Raw genomic sequence first — 19921 nt, forward strand, 5'->3', positions numbered from 1 at the left:
AGATGAACTAGAAAAACAGAATGAATGTTTAAAAAAATAAAATGAAAATTGCTTTTTTATTACGCCCTTGGCCTATTTATGGTGGTGGAGAAACAGTAACTATTACTTTATCAAATGAATTTGTAAAACGAGGTATAAGTGTTATTGTATTCTACACAAAGGATAGCAAATCGCAGAATGTACCTTTGATTGATAATAGGGTAAAATCGGTGTTTGTTCCGAATATCAAATCAGATGAACATCAGTTTTCTTTCACAAAAAATGAAATATCTTTTGCGAGTAAATTTTTGTCTGATCATGTAGAAAAAGAAAACATTGACATTATTATAAATCAATGGTGGCCTGCTCAAACGACTCAAAATGCGCGTAAAAGGGCAAGAGTCGTGCAGTGTCTTCATATGTCACTCTTCCTTCCTGCCAATTACGACAATCTCACTTGGAAAGGTCTGGATATAATAAAAAAAATAATGGGTAGAACATTGTATGACTATATACATAAAGAAAGTCGATGTAGGCAGCTTGAAGAATCTCTCCCTTTTGTGGACAAGTATATATTTCTGGCAAAGGGGTTTATGAATGATTATGTCTCTTTTCGGAAAAATGACAGGAATCTAGCCAAATTGGACTTTTGTAATAATCCATTGCCATTAGAATGCTCTTTTGATAAAACTGACTTCAATAAGAAAGAGAATATGGTCTTATTTGTCGGTCGCATGTATGAAAGTCATAAGAAAGTATCGGTCATGCTAAAGATCTGGAGAGAGATAGAAGCCGATAGAAATCTGGATAGTTGGAGTTTTACGTTAGTGGGGGATGGTCCCGACAAACCTATGTTTCAAAACATGGCAAAAGAAATGCAGTTGAAACGGGTAAAATTTGAGGGGTATCAATTACCATTGGATTATTATAAAAAAGCAAAGATATTCTTGATGACTTCTGCTCATGAAGGATGGGGGATGACATTGGTTGAATCACAGCAGAATGGCGTTGTTCCTATAGTAATGGATACCTTTTCTTCTTGCCATGACATCATTGAAAACGGAGAGAGTGGATTCATTGTTGGCATGAATAATGTGACTGAATATATAAAACGGCTTAAATCGTTGATGATTGATGAGGATATGCGTATGTGTATGGCATTGAAGGGCTTGGATACTTGTAAGCGGTTTAGCGTAGAAAAGATTGTTGATAGGTGGCAACAGATTTTTAACGAATTGCTCAAAGACAAATCATGATTATTCGAAGTAAAGCTCCCCTGCGTCTCGGACTGGCAGGTGGTGGAAGTGACGTGTCGCCTTATAGTGATATCTATGGAGGGCTGATTCTTAATGCCACCATTAATCTGTATACTTATTGTACCATAGAAGAAACCTATGATGGACTGATTACCATAGATAGTGATGACGCACGTTGCTATAAGAGTTATTTGGTGGCAAAACAGTTGGAGATTGATGGCGAGGCAAGTCTTATAAAAGGGGTATATAATCGAGTAATGAGAGACTTTGACATAAGTCTGCGAAGCTTTAAGATTACAACTTACAACGATGCTCTCGCGGGTTCCGGACTTGGTACTTCATCGGCTATGGTTGTGTGTATCTTGAAAGCGTTCATAGAATGGTTAGGTTTACCGTTAGGCGATTATGAAGCGTCCCGGTTGGCTTATGAGATTGAGCGTAAGGATTTGGCGTTGTCCGGTGGTAAGCAAGATCAGTATGCGGCAGCTTTTGGTGGTTTCAATTATATGGAGTTCTTGCCAAATGATCTTGTGATAGTGAACCCTTTGAAGATTAAACGCTGGATAATGGATGAGTTGGAAGCTTCGATGGTTCTCTACTTCACCGGTGCATCCCGTAGTAGCGCGGCGATTATCGAACAACAGCAAAAGAATACTTCGTCAGGCAACCAAAACGCCATAGAAGCCATGCACAGGATTAAACAGAGTGCGAAGGATATGAAACTGGCATTGCTGAAAGGTGACATGAATGAATTCGCCCGCATTCTTGGACAGGCATGGGAAGACAAAAAGAAAATGGCCAATGCTATCAGTAATCCCATGATTCAAGAAGTTTTTGATGTGGCAATGTCTGCCGGTGCATTGGCTGGAAAAGTGAGTGGAGCTGGTGGTGGTGGCTTCGTAATGTTCATGGTGGAGCCGACACGCAAGAAAGAAGTGGTGAATGCATTGAAAAAGCTTAATGGTTTTGTGATGCCTTTTCAGTTTACCGAGGGAGGTGCGCATGGGTGGAAGATTTATCCGACCGACAAAGTGTGATATAAATAAAGAGTAAAAAATTTCAATATGGATTCTATCGATATAGTAAGAAAACAGGTGTGGAATAGTGCATATGTAAAGAATTTGTTACTAGAGAATGAAGCGGTAATAGCGCGAATAGCTCAGGTTGCTGATTTGTGTACGGAGGCATATAGAAATGGTAAGAAGACATTATTTGCTGGTAATGGTGGTAGTGCTGCCGATGCTCAGCACTTTGCTGGCGAGTTGGTCAGTAAATTCTATTTTGATCGCCCGGGGCTTCCTTCAATTGCGCTGACGACAGATACATCTATTATTACCGCCATTGGCAATGATTGTGGTTATAAGCAGATTTTTGCTCGTCAGATACAAGCTCAAGGTGTGAAAGGAGATGTGTTTATCGGTATCTCTACATCGGGTAATTCAGAGAATATTGTAGAAGTATTGCCTGTATGCCGTGAGAAGGGTATTACGTCTATTGCGCTGACTGGTGCAAATCCCTGCAAGATGGATGAATTTGATATCGTTATCAAGGTTCCCAGTAATGAGACGCCCCGTATACAGGAGTGTCAGACCCTGATTGGACATATTATCTGTTGCATTGTGGAGGAGAATATTTTCAGTGAAAAGTACAATAACAAATAAGGGCTAATGGAAGTGATAATCTTGGCGGGCGGATTGGGCACACGTTTGCGCAGTGTGGTGAGTGAGATACCCAAGTGTATGGCCCCCGTGGCGGGAAAGCCTTTCCTTTGGTATCTATTAAAGTATCTTGCCAGATATGAGGTTTCACGTGTAATTCTTTCCGTAGGCTATCTGCGGGAAGTCATCTATCAATGGATTGATGAAGTAAAAGATGAATTTCCGTTCACTTTCGATTATGCGGTGGAAGATGAACCTCTCGGTACGGGTGGTGGTATCAAACTTGCTATGGACAAGATTGAAGGAACGGAAGCCTTGATTTTGAATGGAGATACATTTTTCGATGTAGACTTGAACGATCTCATCTGCAAGCATCTAAATCAAAATGCATTGTTGTCTTTAGCTTTGAAGCCCATGAACAATTTTGACCGATATGGAAATGTGAAGTGCAATGAACGTGGTGAGATTCTTGTGTTTGAAGAAAAGAGGTATTGTAAACAAGGGATGATTAATGGAGGTATTTATGTATTAGACAAAGTGACTCCGTTCTTTGACCATTTACCCCGGAAATTTTCATTTGAAACACAAGTCTTAGAACCGAATAGTGGTAAAGGATGTATATCAGGAATTGTACAGGATCGTTATTTTATTGACATTGGAATCCCGGAAGATTTAGCCAAGGCCAATATTGAGTTTCCTAATCTTTCTTTCTAAAACAGAAATTAACCTATGAATTTAGTGGATATTGATGTCGCAGGATATGATACATGTGTTTTGCCAGATTATGAATGGAAATAAAGTAATCGAGTGCTTATGTATATCTTTTATAAATAAGCTTGATGAGATCTAATGTGTTTTATACTCTATTTGTAGTAGTATATTATCCAATATGCTTGTTGTTGTACTATGAATGGAATTTTGATTATTCAGATGAAATTCTGACAGCATTACTTGTTGCTTATTTCTGTATGCAAAGTAAGAAGACGTTTAATAAAGAGTTTTGTTGTTTTTTACTAATCATGATGGCTTATGTAGCGTATTCCATTTTTATTGCTATAACATCTGTAGATGCAATTTTTTATGATTTGCAACAACAAGTGAAACCTTACCTGATATTTTATGCGACTTTTGCAATATCTCCACAATTTACCACTGGGCAATGTCGTTTCTTGAGAAAATGGGTTCTGTTTTGTTATGTTTTATATTTTATATCTATTATTCCGCATATAATCGAAAATTTAGGGTATGACAGAGCTGAATTTAGTCGAAATTCTATCGTTTGTGCTTTGTTATATTATTACTTTTCAACAGAATCAAGAAGGGCAGTAATCATAACCCTATTAATAATGACAAGCGGCTTGCTTTCTCTTAAATCTAAATTTTTTGGAGAATATATTTTGATGGTTGCTTTGTTTTTATTAGTCAAGAAAAAAGTGAATTTTAAATCAGTAAAGGCAATATGTATTGAAGTAATATTGTTGGTCGTTGTTCTTTTCTTTACTTGGACAAAATTTAGTTTCTATTATATAGAAGGATTTAAAGATTCAAGTCAAGAACTGGCAAGGCCTATATCCTATATAACGAGTTTAAAGATATTTGTTGACTATTTCCCTTTTGGTTCAGGATTCGCAACATTTAGTTCAAATGCAGCAGGAGTGTATTATTCTCCTTTATATTATAAATATAATATAGATGGAGTGTGGGGGTTAAGCCCAGATAATCCTGCTTTTTTGGCTGATGCATTTTATCCTTTATTAGCTCAGTTTGGGATAGTCGGAGTGCTGCTTTTTTGTGTTTTTTGGAGAAGACGATTTTCTCAAATTCAGAATATTAATATGTTGAAATATTATCGACTTGCTATAATGGCGAGTCTATGTCTATTGATAGAGAGTGTAGGCGATACATCATATCTTTCATCTCCGGGTATTGCCTATTTTTTAATATTAGCTCTATGTTTAAGAAAGATATGATTATTAAGAGTGGATGGATTGGATAAAAATCAAGTCATGAATTTAGTGGATATTGATGTTGCAGGATATGATACCTTACTGCTGGACCGCGACGGAGTGATTAACAAGCTCTGCCCGAATGACTATGTGAAATGTTGGGAAGAGTTTGAATTTTTGCCTGGCATTTTTGAAGCATTAGTGAAATGGAATAAACATTTTAGGCATATTTTTATTGTAACAAATCAGAGAGGTGTAGGTAAGGGAGTAATGACAGAGCAAGCTTTACGGGGACTACATTGCCGAATGTGTGAAGAGATAATATCGCATGGCGGACGGATTGATAAAATATATTATTGTACGGCGTTGACGGAAAAAGACAACCGACGAAAGCCTGGGAACGGTATGTTTTTGGACATACTGCGGGATTATCCGGATGTAGAAAAAGAGCGTTGTTTGATGATTGGTGACAGCGAGAGTGATATGAAATTCGCGGAGAATTGTGGAATCAAAGGAATATTGTTATGAAAAGGGAAACAATAGTCTACTTAAATTTAGGCTTTTTTGATACGGACGTTACGGTGGTCAAAGAACTGGCAAAGGTGTATGATTTGCATTGGTTTGTCTTACGGTCGCCTACAGAGCCTTATGATGTTGACTTTTTTAGAGAATTTGTGAAAGGAAGTGAGATTACATTGCATCTTTATCCTTTCAATTTCAGGAGAAGAAGTCTGAAGATGCTATGTTTGTTTGCGGATTGTTTCAAAGAAATAAGAAAAATACATCCTTCTTTGATTTATTCCTGTTGCCAAGATTTATATTTTCAGGGTCTTTATTTACTGACATGTGTAAGAATACCGCTAGTTATGGGAATTCATGACGTTAAGAATCATTCAAGTGTAAAACCTCCGCTCTTTTTGATTATTTCCCAATGGATTGCTTTAATGACAGCTCGATGTTATGTGTTATTTTCCAAAAATCAGTATGAATTATTCAAGCAACTTTATCCCAACAAAAGAAGCGAGCTTGTCGGTATGAGTTATAAAGATTTCGGGAGACCTAGTGTACAAACTTGTAATACAATAAAAGAAGAGATAAAAATACTGTTTTTTGGAACTCTTCAGCCCTATAAAGGCTACGATTTATTGTTCGATGCTTTTGAGAGGCTAATAGAAGAAGGAATGACAAATTTGCGATTGTCACTTTACGGACGATGTGGCAACCAAGAAATAGAAAGAATATGTAGAGAGAAGATCAAACATCCGGAGTTTTATGAAATGCATCTGGAATTTGTTGATAACAGAGAGATTCCTGATATTTTCGCCAGTCATCATTTCGCGGTTTTTCCCTATCGGGATGCTACAAATTCAGGTCCACTGATGATCGCTGTAAACTACGGGCTTCCTGTCATCGCGCCAGATCACTCTTGTTTTAAAGATGTATGTACCGATGGAGTTAATTCCTTATTATATGATAATAAAGAAAAAGAGGCATTATATGAAAAATTAAAATACCTCTCTCAAATAAGCTATGACGACTACATGATTATGCGAACGAATTGTGATATACTAAAGTCTACATTCTCGGAAGCTACTATTGCGCAGAATTACATAAATTTATTCAAAGTGATAACTATCAAAACAGATGGAAAGTAATATTAAGTATTAAGAAAAAAGATACTATTCTATATTCTAATCTAATTATATTCGATGAAAATAATCGTAGTAGCTCCATCCTTAGATCCGTCTAAGAATGTGAGTGGCATTTCTTCTGTAACAAAATTTATAATATCCAACAATAAAGAGCAGGAGTACATTCATTTTGAATTAGGGCGGAAGGATAATGAAGAAGGTGGCATATTTCGCATATTTTCAATTCTTAAAAATATGAGAGAGTGGAAGAATATGCTGAACAAGGAAAGGGATGCTATCATTCATTATAATTTTCCATTAAGTAAGGCATCAATTTTAAGAGACCCATTATTTATGGGAATAGCTTTACAACAGAAACGGAAGATGGTAGTTCACATACATGGTGGTGTGTTTTTGACTCATTACAAAGAAGCTTCATCCTTTTTAAAATGGATTCTGAAAAAAGTTTTTAGTTGGAATGTTCCATTTATTGTCTTGGGCGAAAATGAGAAAAATATCATCGAGCAAACTTTAAAAGCTAAGAGGGTATTTTTATTGCCTAATTGTGTTGACCTGCAGGATGCTGAATCATTTGAACGAGTGTATAATTGGATAGAACCTTTAAATATAGGATATATAGGGCGTATTGCTGTGACAAAAGGAATGGAAAATTTATTGCAGGCTTGTCGTGAGCTGAAAGCTAAGCAAATTCCGTTTATCGTAAAATTAGCTGGAGCCGAAGAAGTGAAAGATAGTTTTTTACCATTATTTGACAGCTATTTGGGGCATCAATTCATTTATGCAGGGATTGTGTCAGGTGAAAAGAAAAATATTTTTTTGAAAAGTCTTGATGTATTTGTTTTACCTTCTTATTTCGAAGGTTTGCCCATGTCATTACTCGAATGTATGAGTTATGGAGCAGTGCCTGTTACCACTAATGTTGGTTCTATTGGTGATGTGGTGGAAGATTGCAAGAATGGTTTGTTTATAAAGATGAAAGATACGGATAGTATAATTGAAGTTCTTACGAACTTAAATAATGATAGGAAAATGTTGTCAAGATTGGGAAATGAAGCGAGGGCAACAATATTCCAGAATTTTAATCCTCACAAATATATTCAAAATTTAAATGCCATATATGGAATGGCTTAATTCCCTTATCATATATCCCATTCTTACATTATTGAAAATGGATAAAGACTACAATTGTGATATTTTTGAAAACGGCAATCAGGATTATGATAATAAATAGTACTTATGTGTAAGTTAAAAACTTTACCGATTTTAGTTAGCAGAAATGTAAGGCATAAAAACTATTGTGAAGCAGTATAGCAAAGACGAACAACGGAATTTTATGAAAAATGTATAATAAGGTAATTGTAGTTATATGATTAAACTAAAAGAACTCTCTATCATGGAGAGTACAGAGCAACTAAAATTATTACCACAAGGAAAGTTGCTGATAAACACTATTAATGCACATTCTTACAATACTGCCGTGAAGGATCCACAATTTGCCAAAGCGCTGATGAAGGGAGATGTACTTATTCCTGATGGAGCAAGTATTGTGAAGGTTTGTAAATGGCTAAAGATGCAAAGCCAACCGCGGGAACGAATAGCAGGTTGGGATCTCTTTGTTCTTGAGATGAATCGCCTTAATGAGAAAGGAGGTCGATGTATGTTTATGGGTAGCTCGGAGAAAGTACTGGCATTGATTAAACAACGGGCAGCAGTGGATTATCCGAATTTGGAAGTGGTGACTTATTCTCCTCCTTATAAACCGGAATTTTCACAGGAAGATAATGCGGCTATTGTGGCGGCTATCAATGAGGCAAATCCAGATCTTTTATGGATTGGTATGACGGCTCCCAAGCAGGAAAAATGGATTTACAGTAATTGGCAAAAATTGAATATTCATTGTCATGTGGGTACCGTAGGGGCGGTGTTTGACTTTTACGCTGGTACTACTGAACGGGCTCCATTATGGTGGCAACAACATTCGTTGGAATGGTTTTATCGACTGCTAAAAGAGCCTAAACGAATGTGGCGTAGATATCTGGTAGGTAATGTGTTGTTTTTGTGGAATATATGTAGAGAAAAATATGGTTATACAATGAGATGAGAGGTATGGCAAGGAGAGAATGTTCGTGATTAGTTTTATGTGGTGGACCATGCTACTTAATAGTTGTAAAAGGGATGCTAACGAAAATAAATATGGTATAAAATAAAATGTTGAGATGTAATAAACACGTGAGTGTTTCGTATGTGAGATGAAAAAAATGTAGGTCCCTAGCTTCATGCTGTTTACAGCATGATTCTCCTACATTGTGGATTAGAAATAGCGCGACGGCGCATTTCTAATCCATGCCCTGACATCGGAGGTTAAAGCCGATGTGAATTTCCCACTATATCAACTGTCTGTGAAGATCGTTGATATTTCCTGATTTTACGTATAGTGACGTATTTAGACATACAAATAAAAAAAACATTGGGAGATTTGTATCGAAACTTCCCAATGTTTGATTTCAATCATTGAGATGTTTTTTTTAAATCTTCCGGTGTTTTTCCGACTTTCCAAAAGGACAAAAGGACAAAAAGACATCTATGACTATTATTTATTCATCTTAGTATAAGAACTATGAGGTACATTGCTGATTTTTAATATGTTAAATGCTTTAGTGGACGTGTGGCCTTACGAATATTGAAATCGTGTTTTGCGCCAACCTGAATCGTTTTGTCTGTCAGGAAATGATTGGGCAACTCTTGAACGAAATTACGTATATTGTCAGGATTCTTCGGTGGAAGGATCGAGTTCGGAAAGGAGAGTGACATCTTGTTCGCGTTTGCTTCCGTCTTCAATAATACAGTCATTTAGTAAATTGGTAATATTATTGTATAAATTTCGGGGAAATTAAGGAGCTCCTTTCCAGAGTTCCTCTCCCAACCAATAGGCTCCGTCGTCGGCATCGGAATTTTCTGTAGTACCATATGTCCTTTTTGTCCTTATGTCCTTTTGAAAGGAGGGTGCGTTGGTGGGGAGGAAGAGGGTGCATGTTCATTAACTTGTTTGTATTCAGACAATAAACACTTGTTAATTCTTTGGGACGAAAATCTGTGTGCTTGAAAAATGCAGTAAGCTCACGTAATATGCTTTCTTGCGGATAGTGTCGGCGGCAGGCTTCACAGGCAAGTTTGAAGACGTTGGAATGACGTTGTTCGGCGATTAGATGACGAAGGAAAATATGGGACAAAGCAAATAGAAACTGGAATATTATAAATTATTAATTATCGAATGACATGGCAAAAGAAAAACAGAAACCATACGAGTTTTTAAGCAATTTGGTATTGGCTTTAATGGGAACGGATCGTATTTTCAGTAACAGTTTCTTTATCAGCGAATTTGCTATCTCTCCCAATACATTGGGGGAGATAAGACGGGGAGAGGATATGTGCATTTATCAGTATGTACGGGTGATACAGTGTATGATGAAGTATCTTCATTTACTTGTTCGGATGGATATGTTGCTGAAGGAATTAAGAACCGTATTAGCTTCCAATTGTGATTTGGTGGTTGCTACGATTCCGCACCGTTTTCACGGAACTTACCAACCGAAAGAGTGGGTGGTAGTAATGCATTGGGATGGTATAAAATAAATGTTGAAATGAAGAAATATGTAGGTCCCTAGATTCATGATAAACTCATGAAATCCCTACATTTTGCAGGTTAGAAATCGTACAGCGGTATATTTTTAACTTGGCCCTCATATCGGTGTAAAAACTGATATGTATCTATATGTGAAATATGCCAGCTGTCTGTGAGGATCGTTGGCATATTGTTTTTAGAGGAGATGTTGGTTAACGCTATCTTTTTGTCTGTTTAAGAAAAAATAATAATGTCTTGTATAATACCTGTTTTCGGATTTACTTGTTATCTTTGTGATATATATATAATGTATATATGATTGATATGGAAAATTTGCAAAGATTATATCCTATCGGGATACAGACATTCTCGAAGATACGGGAGGGAAATTACCTCTATATTGATAAAACAGAATATGTTTACCGGATGACACATTCGGCTTCTGACTATATGTTTTTAAGTCGCCCACGGCGTTTTGGAAAGTCATTGCTCACTTCTACGTTACACAGTTATTTTTCCGGTCATAAAGAACTGTTCAGAGGGTTGGCTATTGAGAAGCTGGAGAAAGAATGGATGGAGTACCCTGTACTACATTTCGATATGAGTACCGCCAAACATGTAGATGAGGAACAGTTATTTCAAGAATTGAATTTGAAATTGTTCAATTACGAAGAAATTTATGGAAAGTTAGAGGAGGAGATTAATCCCAATCAACGTTTGATGGGGTTGATAAAGCGTGCTTATCAACAAACAGGTAAGAAAGTGGTCGTACTTATCGACGAATATGATGCTCCTTTGCTGGATGTGGCGCATGAACGGGAAAATCTTGATGTATTGCGCAACATCATGCGCAACTTCTACAGTCCATTGAAAGCGTGTGATCCTTATTTGCGATATGTGTTTCTGACTGGTATTACCAAATTCTCCCAACTCAGTATATTCAGCGAACTTAATAATATTGAGAATATTAGTATGGATGAACCTTATGCTGCTATCTGTGGTATTAGTGAAGATGAAATACGTTCTCAAATGAAAGAAGATGTGGAGGGATTGGCGAAGAAGTTGGAGATTACTCCAGAAGAAGTTTTGATGAAACTGAAAGAAAATTATGACGGGTATCACTTTACTTACCCGTCGCCTGACATATACAATCCATTCAGTCTGCTTACAGCTATGGAAAAAGGTAAGATTGGTTCTTATTGGTTTGGCAGTGGTACGCCTACATATCTGATAAAGATGCTGGATAAGTTTGGCGTAGTACCTTCCGAAATCGGGAAGAAAAAGGCCGCTGTAGAGGATTTTGATGCACCAACAGAAAGGATGACAAGCATTATCCCGTTGTTATATCAAAGTGGTTATATTACGATAAAGGACTATGATGAGGAATTAGACTTATATACATTGGATATCCCCAATAAGGAAGTAAGAATAGGCTTAATGAAAAGTCTTCTCCCATATTATGTTGTTAGTAAAGCACCGGAAACCAATACTATGGTGGCGTATCTTTCTCGAGATATCCGTAATGGGGATATAGATGCTGCATTGCGTCGTTTGCAAATGTTCTTGTCCACCATACCTCAGTGCGATAATACGAAATATGAGGGACATTATCAGCAAATATTTTATATCATATTCAGTTTATTGGGGTATTATGTGGATGTAGAAGTTCGTACTCCCCGTGGCCGGGTGGATATGGTACTTCGTACAGAAACCACATTGTATGTGATGGAATTGAAGTTGGATAAAGGAGCGGATAGGGCGATGGAACAGATTAACTTGAAGAATTATCCCGAACGTTTTGCTTTGTGTGGGCTCCCGATTATAAAGATAGCTGTCAGTTTTGATAGTGAACGATGCACAATTGGGGAATGGAAGATTATGGAAGGATGATTAATTTTGAAAGTGATTATTGCTGTTGCCGGTGCAATTGCCGGAGTGGTTGGTGTGCAGGTAGCAACTTTGTAGTGGGTATCTTATAAATAGATATAGTTAGGTATGAATGGCAGGCGGGGGTATTAAATCCCGCCTGCTTTTTTAGGATGGTTAAAGAATACAAAAAAAGAGCAAACTCATAATATTCCTAAATCTTTCCAGAATCTGTATCGTTATTTGTAGCATAGAATAAAGTATAGTATTAACGCTAAAAGAATAACGATTATGAAGAAAATTCTATCTTTACTTGTGTTGGCTATTGTAGCCGTACAGTTTTCATTTGCAAAAGATGTGATAACCAAAGACATGAATCAGTTACCGCTTCCGGCACGTAATTTTATCAATGGTAATTTTACAAAACCACAGATTGCTCATATCAAGATTGATAAAGATATGATGGAGTCTACCAAGTATGAAGTAGTATTGATGGATGGTACGGAAATTGATTTTGACAGTAAAGGCAACTGGGAAGAGGTAAGTGCAAAAAAAGGACAGGTTGTTCCTGTTAGTATTATTCCGGGATTTGCTGTCAATTATTTGAAGTCTCATAATTTTGTGAACGAAGGAGTGACCAAAGTCGAACGTGACCGCAAAGGATATGAAATAGAATTGTCTACCGGACTTTCTTTCAAATTTGATAAGAAGGGAAAGTTTATCAAGGCTGATGATTAACTGAAGATTTGTGATAAATAGACCTAAACAAGAAGATAGCTATGTGGAGATTTAAGTTTAGCGCTTGGGCAGTGGTATTGATGATGACTGCTCTTTCGTTTGGCGCATGTGATAATGATGATGATGATACTTTTGTTCCGCCCAGTAATATTACAGAAGCTTTAAAACAGGTATATCCGGCTGCCCAGAATGTAGAATGGGAGATGAAAGGTGCCTATTATGTAGCTGACTGTTGGGTAAGTAATGACGAACTAGAGGTTTGGTTTGATGCCAATGCCAATTGGGTGATGACGGAAAATGAACTGAATAGCATAGACCAGCTGGTGCCGGCTGTTTATACGGCTTTCATGGATTCCAAGTATAATACATGGGTAGTGACGGATGTGTATGTGTTGACTTTTCCACAAAATCCGATGGAGTCTGTGATTCAAGTGAAGCAAGGTAGCCAACGCTATGCGCTTTATTTCTTACAGGAAGGCGGATTGCTACATGAAAAAGATATTAGCAATGGAGACGATACAAATTGGCCGCCGACTGAATAGTTTTTAATCATAAAAATCAAAACGGGCTATTTCTATAAAAGGAATAGCCCGTTGTTTTTTATAATTACATTTGTTTATAATCCTTAGCTAACCCTCCTTCACTTGTTTCTTTGTAAAGTGATGGAAGGTCGTGTCCGGTTTGTTTCATTACTTGCACAACTTTGTCGAAAGAGACACGGTGCATACCATCGGTGAAAGCTGAATAAAGATTAGCATCCAGCGCACGTGCAGCGGCGTATGCATTTCGTTCGATGCAGGGAATTTGTACCAATCCGCATACCGGGTCGCAAGTCATTCCCAGATGGTGTTCCAATCCCATTTCTGCTGCATACTCAATCTGTGCCGGGCTACCTCCGAATAATTGATTAGCGGCAGCCGAAGCCATTGCGCAGGCAACGCCTACTTCTCCCTGGCAACCTACTTCTGCTCCGGAAATAGATGCATTGAATTTGACAATGTTGCCAAACAATCCGGCAGTGGCTAACGCGCGTAGAATACGCATATCACTGAAATCACGGCTTTTCTGGAGATGATATAGTACGGCAGGCATCACTCCGCAGGAACCACAGGTAGGAGCAGTCACAATTTTTCCACCGGAAGCATTTTCTTCACTTACTGCCAAAGCATAAGAAAAAACAAGTCCTCTTGATTGGAGGGATTGTTTATATCCGGTAGCACGTATATAATAGGTGGAAGCTTTTCGTCTAAGGTTTAGTGGGCCGGGAAGTACTCCTTCCGCTTCCAGTCCACGGTGAATGGCATCTTTCATGGTGGCCCACACTTCAGCCAGATAATCCCATATATCTTCTTCCTCACATTCCTTCACGTATTCCCAATAACTTTTTCCGGTATCTTCACACCATTGAAGTATTTCGGTCATGTTTTCCATGTCATATACATCCGGACTTTCGATGGTCGGATTATCATTATTTTCTGCCAGTGCACCGCCGCCAATACTGTAAACAGTCCAGTTTTCCTGCACTTTATCATTACTGTCCAGAGCTGCAAATGTCATTCCGTTGGGATGGAACGGTAGGAAGACTTTGGGCTGCCATACAATTTCTACCGGAGCGATGGGTTGTAAAGTGTCTATAATAGCTACATCCGTCATGTGCCCTTTGCCTGTAGCTGCTAAACTGCCGTAAAGGGTTACTTTAAAAGATGCGGCATCCGGATGACGTTCCAGAAACATTTCGGCAGCTTTGCGCGGTCCCATAGTGTGGCTACTGGAAGGTCCTGTACCTATCCTGTATAGCTCTTTAATCGATTTCATGACTGATGATGTGTTTTTGTTAATACCATTTCTTTTTTCTGAAGTACAAATATACAATAATACCGATAATTGCCATTATAATCCAGGCAAATAAATACCCGTACTGCCATTCCAGTTCCGGCATCCATTTGTAATTCATTCCCCATACTCCGACCAGAAATGTCAAAGGGATAAAGATGGTGGATACAATGGTTAATCTCTTCATGATGTCGTTCATTCGTAAGTCATTGTTGGAGATGTATAGATCGACTAATGAAGAAAGGGTTTCCCGGCAGATTTCGATGGTTTGTAATACAAATTGCAAGTGGTCGTTTACATCATTGAAAAAGGCGCGGTTCACTTTATGGATGAGCAGATTTTCTGCTCGCAATAGCTTTATATATTGTTCTTTTAAGGGGAGGATTGCTTTTTTCATTAGCATATATTGGCGTCGTAATGCCTGAATCTGGATACCGATGTCGTCTCCGCTGGTGATGGTTAGCAATTCTTCTTCCAAATCTTCGAGTGCGTCATCGATGGAAGAGATGGTTGAAATGTAGTTTCCCATCACGCTGTTGAGCAGTACGCTAAGTAGATAATCTGTTTGACGGCTGCGTATCTTCAGAACATCATTACGCAAGGCAGAACTGACATCATCAAAGAAATCAGTTTCTTTTTCGAGGAAAGTCAGTACATAATTATTTCCTATGATAAGGCAGACTTGCTGTTGGAGCAGTTCATCCAGTTCATTTTCTTCTTTATGTTCGTTCGGATAGAATATCTTTAAGATCAGGACAATGTATTTATCATGTTCTTCTATCTTGGTCGGATGATCCGCATTCAATATATCTTGTAAGACAAGGAAGTCTATTTCGAAATGACTGCAAATTTCCCGGATAGTTTCTGTGTTTTTCATTCCGTGTATCTGTAGCCAGTTGATTTGATCGTTGTTCAGCGTACCTTTGATGGCTTGAAAAGTATCACTAGAACTTTCCTGCATCTCGGTAGCATTGTAAGTACAAAGATGTAAATGGGTAGGAGTAAGACTTTCTCCTGTATAAATAAGCTTTTCGCTTAACAGATTATTCTTCATGCTTTATTCTCGTTTTAGAAAACCACTGTAACAAAGGTAGTGGTTTTCTAAATGAGAACAAGTTCTTTGAACGTTTTGTTTACGTGTTAGTCAAAATCGACTACTGTGATTCCGGCACCGCCAAACTGTACATGTTCGTCGGAATAGTGGCTGACTCCCGGTACGGTAGCTAGATATTGGCGGATAAGTGTACGAAGTATTCCCGTTCCTGTGCCGTGAAGGATACGTACACGGTCCATACCGACTAATATGGCGTCATCGATAAAATAGGTGACTGCTTGCAGAGCTTCGTCTCCACGCATTCCACGTACATCAATGTCCTGTTTGAAGCTAAGCTTCTTTTCGTACATCTGATCGTGTGTCTGGCTGCTGACAAAGGTGCTTTTGGCGATTCCTTCCGTCTTGGGCGTATGATTGGTACGTTCCAGACGGTCTATTTTTACGGTCGTTTTTATGCTTCCAAAAGCAACAGTCGCATTTTTACCACTGATTTCCATCACTTGGCCGATGCTTGTCTGTCCTTTGATTTTTACATTTTCTCCTACTGCAATCGGCACTATTTTAGGGGCACTTGATGGAGAAGAGACTGCAGCTTTCGGTTCGCTCTTCTTGTTTTTCTTCCGTTCTTGCTTCTCCTTTAGTTTCTCCATTTTTTTTGCAATCTTCTCTTCATGCTCTTTAGATGCCAATGCATCCAGAGAAGTACGGAAGTCTGTTAGTTCCTGACGTGCCTGGCGCGTCTTTTCCTTTTCGGCTTGCGCTTCCTTTATTGTACGAATCGTATTTTCAATGCGGGCATTGGATTCCTGAAGCATGCGTTCCGCTTCTTCTTTTGCTTGCCGGATAATCTCTTTCCGGGATTTTTGCAATTCTTCCATCTCTGTCTGATAACGGGCAATGGTTTCTTCCATGTGCTTTTCCCGTTGACGGATGGTTTGACGTTTTCCTTCCCAGTAACGCTTGTCGCGTACAATATCCTGAAGGTATTTGTCTGCATTGATATATTCGCTTCCTACGATTTCCGAAGCATCTGCGATGACATCTTCCGGTAGTCCGATTTTTCGTGCAATTTCTACGGCGAACGAACTTCCCGGATTACCGATTTGTAATTGGAAAAGTGCTTGCATGAGATGACGGTCGTAAAGCATGGCTCCGTTCACTACTCCTTCATGATCTTCGGCAAAATGTTTCAGATTCTGGTAGTGGGTAGTGATGACTCCAAATGTTCCTTTCTGGTTGAAACGTTTCAGTACAGCTTCGGCAATAGCACCTCCGATTTGCGGCTCCGTACCTCCACCGAACTCGTCAATCAGGATGAGGCTCCGTTCGTTACAGCTCTTCATCATGATTTTCATATTGGTCAAGTGAGAAGAGTAGGTACTCAAATCATCTTCAATAGATTGCTCATCACCAATATCGATAAAGATGCTACTGAATATACCGGCATGACTACGTTCGTGCAAGGGAATCAGCATGCCGCATTGCAGCATATATTGCAGCAAACCGACTGTTTTCAAACAGACGGACTTACCTCCGGCATTCGGTCCGGATATAATAAGGATACGTTGTTTTTGATCGAGCTCTATATCCAGTGGTACAACTTTCTTTCCATGTTTGGCTAATGAAAGTTGTAATAAAGGATGCACGGCCATTGTCCAATCCAGTAGTTGCTCATTCTCTACAGCGGGTTTCAGACTATTGGTCTGTATGGCGAAGTAACTTTTCGCACGGATAAAATCTATCTCTGCCAGAAATTCGTATGATTGAAGAATTTCCGGGATAGATGGACGAAGGATATTCGAGAACTCGGTAAGGATGCGAATGATCTCACGTCGTTCATCACCTTCGAGTTCACGGATGCGGTTGTTGGCTTCTACCACTTCCGCCGGTTCTATAAACACAGTTTTTCCGCTGGCGGATTCATCGTGTACGATACCTTTGATTTTTCGCTTGAGTCCGGGGGCAACTGGAATCACCAGACGTCCGTCACGCATGGTGGGAGCTACATCTTTGTCCACGTATCCTTCGGACTGCGCGCTACGCAGGATGCTGTTTAATGAACGGGAAATATTTCCCATCGTACTGGCAAGTTCGCGACGTATGCGGGCTAATTCGGTAGAGGCATTATCCTTGATCTTTCCATATTTGTTAAGAATGCCGTCTATTTTCCCTATCAGTTGCGGGAACACGGCAATATCTCCTGCCAGTCGTTTCAGGCTGGGGTAGGGGGTATTGTTTTCTTCTTCATCTTCATTCCGATGTAGAAAGCGTACAATGTCACGGATGGTTTCTAATGAACGGCGTAGGTCAAATAATTCTTGTTCGTCCAAATACATTCCTTCTATTCGCACACGTTTTAGCGAAGGACGGACATCAAAGAAAAATTGATCGGGAAATCCGTCCTCTTCCTGGATGATGCGGACAAACTCTGTTACTTGGTTTAATTTCTCCTCAACCTCTTCATGTTGCTCGGAAAAGTTCATGTCTGTAACTCTTTCTTCACCTAAAGTACTGAGGCACTTATCTTTTAGTAACTGTCTTATCTGGTCGAATCCTATCTTTTGCTCAAAGTTTTGAGGGTATATCATATTTCTGTTCTTACTAATGAACTGCAAAAATACGATTAATTCGCGAAAAAAATATCAGAATGTTTGCAGATTTAAAAATGATTCGTACCTTTGCACCGCTTTCAACGGAAAGCACTTCTGATAAAGGAGTTTTGGAGAGGTGGCAGAGTGGTCGATTGCGGCGGTCTTGAAAACCGTTGTACCGCGAGGTACCCGGGGTTCGAATCCCTGTCTCTCCGCTTCAATTAATAGATAAATCCCTGTAAAGTAGTACTTTACGGGGATTTTTTATTTTGTGTATGTGAATAAGATAAGCATAAAAAGGGGCGGTTTCTGTTGAAATAGAAAATAACACTATTTGAACTGTTTATTTTAGAATAAACACTCTTTTTTTAGATTGAATTTATCGGTTTAAAGAATATTATTCCAAAATGCTTATTATCAGTTAAATATCTGTTTTTATCTACTGTCAGATTTCAGTTTTTATATCTACCTTTGTTCTTATTGTACGAGATTTGATAGTTATAATATTAATGAATAGAATGATGAAAAAACAGACCCAAGCGATTCATACGCAGTTCCAAAGAAGAGATGCTTACAATTCTATCAGTATGCCGGTTTACCATACAGCGGCTTATGAATTTGACAATGCCGATGACATGGCTGATGCTTTTTGCGGGCGGACAGATGCTCCGGATTACTCCAGAGTGATGAATCCCACAGTGACTTTTTTTGAGAATAAGGTGAAGGAACTTACGGGGGCAGCAGAAGTCATAGCCCTCAATTCCGGTATGGCTGCTATTAGTAATACATTATTTTCAATTGCAGCTGCAGGAAAGAATATAGTTACATCGCGTCATTTGTTTGGTAATACTTATTCGTTTATTGCTGGTACATTGTCCCGCTTCGGGGTGGAACCTAGATTGTGTGATTTGACAGACATTGGAGCAGTAGAGAAAGTAGTAGACAGTAATACCTGCTGCATTTATATGGAGATTATCACCAATCCGCAGATGGAAGTGGCGGATTTACAGGCGCTCTCACGGATAGTTCATGAAAGGGGAATTCCTCTCATCGTTGATACTACGCTTATTCCTTTCACAGAATTCGATTCACATAGCTTAGGCGTAGATATTGAAGTGGTTTCCAGTACCAAATATTTATCAGGGGGAGCCACTTCCATTGGTGGTTTAGTAATTGATTATGGTACATGTCCGGGATTCGGTAAACGTATGCGTACAGAGATGTTACTCAATCTGGGAGCTTATATGACTCCTCATGTGGCCTATATGCATACTATCGGATTGGAAACATTGGACGCGCGATATCGGATACAGTCTGCCAATGCCGCTATGTTGGCTGGTAAGCTTCGCATATTATCTGCTGTCAAACGTGTGAATTATGTGGGGCTGAAGGATAATCCATACTATGCTTTGGCACAAAGACAGTTTGGTCCGACTGCCGGTGCTATGATTACGATAGACCTGGAAAGTAAAGAGACGTGCTTTGCTTTCATCAACCGACTGAAATTGATACGTCGCGCTACTAACTTGTTTGACAATAAGACGCTTGCTATTCATCCTGCAAGTACTATTTTTGGACCGTTTACTGATAAACAGCGACAGGACATGGATGTGTTGGATACGACTATCCGTTTCTCAATTGGTTTGGAGGATGTGGATGATCTGTTTGACGATGTCAGACAGGCTTTGGATAATAAAAAGGATTAGAAGCAAAAATCCAAAAGTCA

At 38.9% G+C, this 19921-nt stretch carries 19 protein-coding genes, 1 tRNA gene and 1 pseudogene; 16 read left to right on the plus strand and 5 right to left on the minus strand.

From position 1 onward, the window contains the following. Positions 1 to 41: 41 nt before the first annotated feature. The 9 genes from NQ505_RS13250 (at position 42) to NQ505_RS13290 (ending at position 8592) form a co-directional block, all read left to right on the plus strand. Positions 42 to 1235 carry a glycosyltransferase gene (locus NQ505_RS13250; protein ID WP_009000777.1) on the plus strand — a complete coding sequence of 398 codons (1194 nt, stop codon included), beginning with the start codon at positions 42 to 44 and terminating at the stop codon, positions 1233 to 1235. Beyond that, a complete protein-coding gene (locus NQ505_RS13255) occupies positions 1232 to 2272 on the plus strand; it encodes a dehydrogenase (RefSeq protein ID WP_009000778.1) in 1041 nt (346 codons plus the stop codon). The genes NQ505_RS13250 and NQ505_RS13255 overlap by 4 nt, the downstream gene beginning before the upstream one ends. Positions 2273 to 2299: 27 nt before the next feature. Further along, entirely contained in the window at positions 2300 to 2896 is a 597-nt protein-coding gene (locus NQ505_RS13260) for an SIS domain-containing protein (protein ID WP_009000779.1), read from the plus strand. Between the two features lie 6 nt (positions 2897 to 2902). Then, complete coding sequence (locus tag NQ505_RS13265) at positions 2903 to 3607, plus strand: nucleotidyltransferase family protein (RefSeq protein WP_009000780.1); 705 nt, start codon at positions 2903 to 2905, stop codon at positions 3605 to 3607. A gap of 125 nt (positions 3608 to 3732) precedes the next feature. Continuing rightward, a complete protein-coding gene (locus NQ505_RS13270) occupies positions 3733 to 4863 on the plus strand; it encodes a hypothetical protein (protein WP_008648566.1) in 1131 nt (376 codons plus the stop codon). A gap of 36 nt (positions 4864 to 4899) precedes the next feature. After that, complete coding sequence (locus NQ505_RS13275; protein WP_008648565.1) at positions 4900 to 5367, plus strand: D-glycero-alpha-D-manno-heptose-1,7-bisphosphate 7-phosphatase; 468 nt, start codon at positions 4900 to 4902, stop codon at positions 5365 to 5367. Further along, entirely contained in the window at positions 5364 to 6494 is a 1131-nt protein-coding gene (locus tag NQ505_RS13280; protein ID WP_009000781.1) for a glycosyltransferase family 4 protein, read from the plus strand. Before NQ505_RS13275 ends, NQ505_RS13280 begins: the two co-directional genes overlap by 4 nt. A gap of 54 nt (positions 6495 to 6548) precedes the next feature. Beyond that, a complete protein-coding gene (locus NQ505_RS13285; RefSeq protein ID WP_009000782.1) occupies positions 6549 to 7622 on the plus strand; it encodes a glycosyltransferase family 4 protein in 1074 nt (357 codons plus the stop codon). Between the two features lie 235 nt (positions 7623 to 7857). Continuing rightward, complete coding sequence (locus NQ505_RS13290; RefSeq protein WP_009000784.1) at positions 7858 to 8592, plus strand: WecB/TagA/CpsF family glycosyltransferase; 735 nt, start codon at positions 7858 to 7860, stop codon at positions 8590 to 8592. A 536-nt stretch (positions 8593 to 9128) separates the two neighbouring features. Here the strand turns inward: NQ505_RS13290 and NQ505_RS13295 are convergent. Both NQ505_RS13295 and NQ505_RS13300 read right to left on the minus strand, forming a co-directional pair. Further along, on the minus strand, positions 9129 to 9341 hold the full coding sequence (locus NQ505_RS13295) for a hypothetical protein (RefSeq protein ID WP_157179095.1): 213 nt from the start codon (positions 9339 to 9341) through the stop codon (positions 9129 to 9131). Then, positions 9280 to 9727 (minus strand): annotated as a pseudogene (locus tag NQ505_RS13300) (primase C-terminal domain-containing protein); the annotation flags it as partial. The pseudogene NQ505_RS13300 and the gene NQ505_RS13295, both read right to left, overlap by 62 nt. A 40-nt stretch (positions 9728 to 9767) precedes the next feature. On the opposite strand from NQ505_RS13300, the gene NQ505_RS13305 reads away from it, so the two are divergent. The 5 genes from NQ505_RS13305 to NQ505_RS13325 all read left to right on the plus strand — a co-directional run bounded on the left by NQ505_RS13305 (position 9768) and on the right by NQ505_RS13325 (position 13259). Then, entirely contained in the window at positions 9768 to 10124 is a 357-nt protein-coding gene (locus tag NQ505_RS13305; RefSeq protein ID WP_009000785.1) for a hypothetical protein, read from the plus strand. Positions 10125 to 10428: 304 nt separating this feature from the next. Further along, positions 10429 to 12003, plus strand: a complete 1575-nt coding sequence (locus tag NQ505_RS13310; protein WP_009000786.1) for an ATP-binding protein — start codon at positions 10429 to 10431, stop codon at positions 12001 to 12003. Positions 12004 to 12006: 3 nt separating this feature from the next. Next, positions 12007 to 12078 (plus strand): smalltalk protein, encoded by a 72-nt coding sequence (locus NQ505_RS13315; protein ID WP_157179099.1) that lies wholly within the window; start codon positions 12007 to 12009, stop codon positions 12076 to 12078. Between the two features lie 192 nt (positions 12079 to 12270). Continuing rightward, positions 12271 to 12717 carry a PepSY-like domain-containing protein gene (locus tag NQ505_RS13320; RefSeq protein WP_009000787.1) on the plus strand — a complete coding sequence of 149 codons (447 nt, stop codon included), beginning with the start codon at positions 12271 to 12273 and terminating at the stop codon, positions 12715 to 12717. 41 nt (positions 12718 to 12758) lie between these two features. Next, positions 12759 to 13259: a PepSY-like domain-containing protein gene (locus NQ505_RS13325; protein ID WP_009000788.1), complete on the plus strand. Its 501-nt coding sequence runs from the start codon at positions 12759 to 12761 to the stop codon at positions 13257 to 13259. Positions 13260 to 13323: 64 nt separating this feature from the next. On the opposite strand, the gene NQ505_RS13330 is transcribed toward NQ505_RS13325, so the two are convergent. The 3 genes from NQ505_RS13330 to NQ505_RS13340 all read right to left on the minus strand — a co-directional run bounded on the left by NQ505_RS13330 (position 13324) and on the right by NQ505_RS13340 (position 18192). Next, complete coding sequence (locus NQ505_RS13330; protein ID WP_009000789.1) at positions 13324 to 14532, minus strand: L-serine ammonia-lyase; 1209 nt, start codon at positions 14530 to 14532, stop codon at positions 13324 to 13326. Between the two features lie 19 nt (positions 14533 to 14551). Then, positions 14552 to 15604 carry a magnesium/cobalt transporter CorA gene (gene corA / locus NQ505_RS13335; protein ID WP_004302250.1) on the minus strand — a complete coding sequence of 351 codons (1053 nt, stop codon included), beginning with the start codon at positions 15602 to 15604 and terminating at the stop codon, positions 14552 to 14554. Between the two features lie 86 nt (positions 15605 to 15690). Then, entirely contained in the window at positions 15691 to 18192 is a 2502-nt protein-coding gene (locus NQ505_RS13340) for an endonuclease MutS2 (protein ID WP_009000790.1), read from the minus strand. Positions 18193 to 18325: 133 nt separating this feature from the next. Here NQ505_RS13340 and NQ505_RS13345 point away from each other — a divergent pair. Both NQ505_RS13345 and NQ505_RS13350 read left to right on the plus strand, forming a co-directional pair. Continuing rightward, positions 18326 to 18410, plus strand: a tRNA-Ser gene (locus NQ505_RS13345). Between the two features lie 306 nt (positions 18411 to 18716). After that, positions 18717 to 19901 carry a trans-sulfuration enzyme family protein gene (locus NQ505_RS13350; protein WP_009000791.1) on the plus strand — a complete coding sequence of 395 codons (1185 nt, stop codon included), beginning with the start codon at positions 18717 to 18719 and terminating at the stop codon, positions 19899 to 19901. The last annotated feature ends 20 nt before the right edge of the window (positions 19902 to 19921 follow it).

Origin of the sequence: Bacteroides sp. D2 (assembly GCF_025147085.1) — a bacterium.
GTDB lineage: Bacteria > Bacteroidota > Bacteroidia > Bacteroidales > Bacteroidaceae > Bacteroides.

Bases quoted from the DNA above. Each gene is read 5' to 3' on its own strand.
- NQ505_RS13250 (WP_009000777.1), top strand. From the start codon at position 42: ATGAAAATTGCTTTTTTATTACGCCCTTGGCCTATTTATGGTGGTGGA.
- NQ505_RS13310 (WP_009000786.1), top strand. From the start codon at position 10,429: ATGATTGATATGGAAAATTTGCAAAGATTATATCCTATCGGGATACAG.
- NQ505_RS13340 (WP_009000790.1), bottom strand. From the start codon at position 18,192: ATGATATACCCTCAAAACTTTGAGCAAAAGATAGGATTCGACCAGATA.
- NQ505_RS13255 (WP_009000778.1), top strand. From the start codon at position 1,232: ATGATTATTCGAAGTAAAGCTCCCCTGCGTCTCGGACTGGCAGGTGGT.
- NQ505_RS13330 (WP_009000789.1), bottom strand. From the start codon at position 14,532: ATGAAATCGATTAAAGAGCTATACAGGATAGGTACAGGACCTTCCAGT.
- NQ505_RS13280 (WP_009000781.1), top strand. From the start codon at position 5,364: ATGAAAAGGGAAACAATAGTCTACTTAAATTTAGGCTTTTTTGATACG.
- corA (WP_004302250.1), bottom strand. From the start codon at position 15,604: ATGAAGAATAATCTGTTAAGCGAAAAGCTTATTTATACAGGAGAAAGT.
- NQ505_RS13325 (WP_009000788.1), top strand. From the start codon at position 12,759: ATGTGGAGATTTAAGTTTAGCGCTTGGGCAGTGGTATTGATGATGACT.
- NQ505_RS13320 (WP_009000787.1), top strand. From the start codon at position 12,271: ATGAAGAAAATTCTATCTTTACTTGTGTTGGCTATTGTAGCCGTACAG.
- NQ505_RS13295 (WP_157179095.1), bottom strand. From the start codon at position 9,341: ATGACTGTATTATTGAAGACGGAAGCAAACGCGAACAAGATGTCACTC.
- NQ505_RS13350 (WP_009000791.1), top strand. From the start codon at position 18,717: ATGAAAAAACAGACCCAAGCGATTCATACGCAGTTCCAAAGAAGAGAT.
- NQ505_RS13285 (WP_009000782.1), top strand. From the start codon at position 6,549: ATGAAAATAATCGTAGTAGCTCCATCCTTAGATCCGTCTAAGAATGTG.
- NQ505_RS13265 (WP_009000780.1), top strand. From the start codon at position 2,903: ATGGAAGTGATAATCTTGGCGGGCGGATTGGGCACACGTTTGCGCAGT.
- NQ505_RS13290 (WP_009000784.1), top strand. From the start codon at position 7,858: ATGATTAAACTAAAAGAACTCTCTATCATGGAGAGTACAGAGCAACTA.
- NQ505_RS13260 (WP_009000779.1), top strand. From the start codon at position 2,300: ATGGATTCTATCGATATAGTAAGAAAACAGGTGTGGAATAGTGCATAT.
- NQ505_RS13305 (WP_009000785.1), top strand. From the start codon at position 9,768: ATGGCAAAAGAAAAACAGAAACCATACGAGTTTTTAAGCAATTTGGTA.
- NQ505_RS13270 (WP_008648566.1), top strand. From the start codon at position 3,733: ATGAGATCTAATGTGTTTTATACTCTATTTGTAGTAGTATATTATCCA.
- NQ505_RS13275 (WP_008648565.1), top strand. From the start codon at position 4,900: ATGAATTTAGTGGATATTGATGTTGCAGGATATGATACCTTACTGCTG.